At 63.4% G+C, this 3,104-nt stretch carries 3 protein-coding genes and 2 pseudogenes; 2 read left to right on the forward strand and 3 right to left on the reverse strand.

The genetic code is table 11. The annotated features are described in order from the left end of the window. Window positions 1–446 precede the first annotated feature (446 nt). Both BV907_RS11370 and BV907_RS11375 read right to left on the reverse strand, forming a co-directional pair. Complete coding sequence (locus BV907_RS11370; RefSeq protein ID WP_077489855.1) at window positions 447–602, reverse strand: TadE family protein; 156 nt, start codon at window positions 600–602, stop codon at window positions 447–449. Window positions 603–727: 125 nt separating this feature from the next. After that, on the reverse strand, window positions 728–928 hold the full coding sequence (locus BV907_RS11375; RefSeq protein WP_077489856.1) for a Flp family type IVb pilin: 201 nt from the start codon (window positions 926–928) through the stop codon (window positions 728–730). Between the two features lie 408 nt (window positions 929–1,336). Between BV907_RS11375 and BV907_RS19780 the strand changes: the two genes are divergently transcribed. Next, complete coding sequence (locus tag BV907_RS19780) at window positions 1,337–1,498, forward strand: hypothetical protein (protein ID WP_425441631.1); 162 nt, start codon at window positions 1,337–1,339, stop codon at window positions 1,496–1,498. A gap of 102 nt (window positions 1,499–1,600) precedes the next feature. Beyond that, window positions 1,601–2,416, forward strand: a pseudogene (locus BV907_RS11380) (transposase); the annotation flags it as partial. 81 nt (window positions 2,417–2,497) lie between these two features. Here the strand turns inward: BV907_RS11380 and BV907_RS18865 are convergent. Beyond that, window positions 2,498–3,104, reverse strand: a pseudogene (locus BV907_RS18865) (hypothetical protein); the annotation flags it as partial.

Raw genomic sequence — 3,104 nt, forward strand, 5'->3', positions numbered from 1 at the left:
CGGCCGGCGAGGGTGAAAACTATCCGTAGCGGTACTCGAATAATAGACAAAACGCCTGTTTTTGATACGCGGTGCGTGGGGAACCTACTCAGTTCCACGCGGCTCGGTTACTTGGACGCATGCCGGGTGTACTCGGAACCCGACCCGGTGCCACTTGGCTTGGTAAGAGCCTTCAGGTTCGCTGCTGCGAGCATCCCGATGTGCGCAGCGGGGGCGAGCGTCATAGGCCTATCAGCCTGGATCCGTGCGCCAGTGGCATGACAATCAAAGGAGGACCCGCCTCCCAGTAGGCGGGTCCTCACGAGGTTCCCCTTAGGTTCCGTCGATGAGCTGGTTAGCTCGGGTGGTAGCTCGGTTCCGAAGTCGACGAAGCGGCCGATGACCCAGCGCTCGCTGCCTGCGCACGTCATGGTCCCAGGGGCGAGGCCTGGATGTAGGTGTATTGGCTATTGCCTCCACCCCTGAACTGCCAGACGACGCCTGGCTCCCTCGCGGGCGGCATTTGAGAAGACGATCTGGGCATTGTAGAGGCGCCCGAATTCGATAATTCCGAAGACGAGCGTCGGCAGCATGGGCAGAACGAGCGCGAACTCGACCGCCATGGCGCCGCGCTCGCGGCGCCGATGGGGGTGCTTTTCATGGTTCCCCTGGATCGCTGTAATGGAAATGCGTGGCGGACGATAAGCTGCTTCTCTGCGCTATCGCCCGCCACGCACTCCGCTCCTTGTTAAAGCGTGCCGATTGTGGTGCCGACGCTGGTGAACATGCCTGCGATCGCCGTGCCGAGCGGCCCCACAGCGAGCATGACAACTACGGCGATGAGGGCGACCATGATGCCGTACTCAACCATCGTCGCTCCCTTCTCCTTCTCGCCCTTGCCCGTGATGTCGTTCCAGAACATCTGAAGGGAGACCAAAAACTTGTCCATGACTTTGTCCTTTGCATTTGCTGGTGCGGTGAAATTCGGTTCCTTTGAGCGGCGTCCCCCAAATTAGGTCCGCCGGGTTCCGATGCACTAAGTTTTCCGGCCGGCGGGGGTGAAAACTATCCGTGGCGGTACTCGAATAATAGACAAAACGCCTGTTTTTGATACGCGGTGCGTGGGGAACCTACTCAGTTCCACGGGACTCGGTTACTTGGACGCATACCGGGTGTACTCGAATCCGACCCGTGCCATATGGCTTGATGACCTTCGTGGCTTGTCCCACTTGCCCGCTGGCTGCCTGACCTGCGGCGATGCCGGCCGAGGGGTGCTGTATCGCGCACTAATGTGGGTTTTCTAGTGTCGCGTTGCGGAGTTCATCAGGCGGGTGCCGACGCCTCGTGGGCGACGGCGGTGCAGATCGCCGAGTACGTCCAGGGCCGGCAGCGGATCGTGGAGCACGTGGGTTCGGCGCGTACGGAGGCCCAGTACGGCGTGCTGCTCGAGCGCGTCCGGCTGCTGGCAGACCCTGCTCAGGGCGTCCTCGACCTCGGCTTCGAGACCACTCGCCGGTGAAGGATTTGGCTGCCTCCGCCGGTGATCCGGTCTGTTCGCCCCTTCCCCCCGGCGGTTCCTGCCTCCCGCAGCGGCCCGGCGGGCGTTGTGGGCACGGACTTGCGCGTCCTGTTCTCGGCGCTGGCCCGGGTCGATCCGCAGATCGTCGTGGGCCTGCACGTGGACCGGGTCGGGTTCCCGCTGGAGATCGGCTGTTTCGAGGTCAATAGGGCAGAGATCGTGGCCATGGTCCCGATCGTCAAGCAGTTCCAGACCCGCCACGGCCTGGCCGACATGGTCGTGGTCGCCAACGCGGGCATGCTCTCCGCGCCCAGACCTGAGCGCTGGACGAGGCAGGCCTGCTTAATTGTCGGCTCGAGGATGACCATGGCCCCTGCCGATCTGGCCTTGCACTTCCGCTGACACGGGAACGCCTTCACCGACAGCATCGCCCCCGGACCGGGCACCGGAACGAGAACGACCCCGACCTGCGCGCCGAACCCGTCTGGGACTCCGAGCACCACCTGGGCCCCTATGGGCCTATTCCCGGAAGCGGGCCGTCCGGGACGGCAAGACGCTCACGGCTCACGAGAACCGCGCCCGCGATGTCAGGTCATCGGCCGCTATCACGACCTCTGGCACGTCGAGCAGTCCTTCCGGATGAGCAAGACGGACCTGCGGGCCAGGCCCATGTTCCACCGCATCCGCGATGCGATCGAGGCTCACCTGATGATTGTGTTCACCGCCCTCGTTGTCTCTCGCACGGTGCAGAACGGGACAAGCCTCGCGATCGCCAACTTGGTCAATCAGCTCCGGCCCCCGCCACTCGGCGACCATCGCGATCAACGGACCCTGACCTTCGCCCCAGACATCCCAGCGCCGCAGCAGGCTATTCTCGACGCCATCCACGGCACCGGAACTCACGCACAAAACAATTGAGCCAACTCAGGCCAGTGGGCATGACAATCAAATGAGGACCCGCCTCCCAGTAGGCGGGTCCTCATGGGGTTCTCCTGTGGTTTAGTCGATGAGTTGGTAGCCCGGGGTGCCGAAGTTGCCGCCTCCGAGCTTCCAGGTTTCGAGGGATTCGAACTTGACGAAGCGGCCGATGACGCAGCGCTCGCTGCCCGCGCACGTCATGTTCGAGGGGAGCGAGGCCGGGATGTAGGTGTACGGGCTATTGCCGCCACCGCTGAATTGCCAGGCGACGATTTCTAGGGTGGCGTAGCCCAAGATGTGGAACACTGCCGTGTTCCCCTGGTGCGCGCCATAGTCGAAGATCGGGAAGACAACCTTGACGGACTGTCCTGCCTGGATGTCGGCGATCCAGCCGTCGAGGATCGGCTTGCAGCTGGCCGGGTCGTTGCCGGGATCTGAGCCGATGGTCTCGTCCACGGTGGTGTCGGCAACACACGGAGCGGACTCGTCGAGCCAGCCCCACCCGCCGGAGACACTCTGGCCGCTCGCATTTTTGGTGCAGGTCATGTCCGTCACCGAGGCGTCCTTCCCGTTGCCGGGCTTGTACGAGAACTCCTGGAGGTCACCGGTGACTTCACCGCTTTCAAGGTCGAAGCAGGTGTCGGATAGTGCGAGGGGGAAGCCCGAGCCTGCGCCGGGGTAGCCCCAC

This window comes from Sinomonas mesophila, assembly GCF_001999765.1.
Lineage (GTDB): Bacteria > Actinomycetota > Actinomycetes > Actinomycetales > Micrococcaceae > Sinomonas > Sinomonas mesophila.

Bases quoted from the DNA above. Each gene is read 5' to 3' on its own strand.
- BV907_RS11370 (WP_077489855.1), bottom strand. From the start codon at position 602: ATGGCGGTCGAGTTCGCGCTCGTTCTGCCCATGCTGCCGACGCTCGTC.
- BV907_RS11375 (WP_077489856.1), bottom strand. From the start codon at position 928: ATGGACAAGTTTTTGGTCTCCCTTCAGATGTTCTGGAACGACATCACG.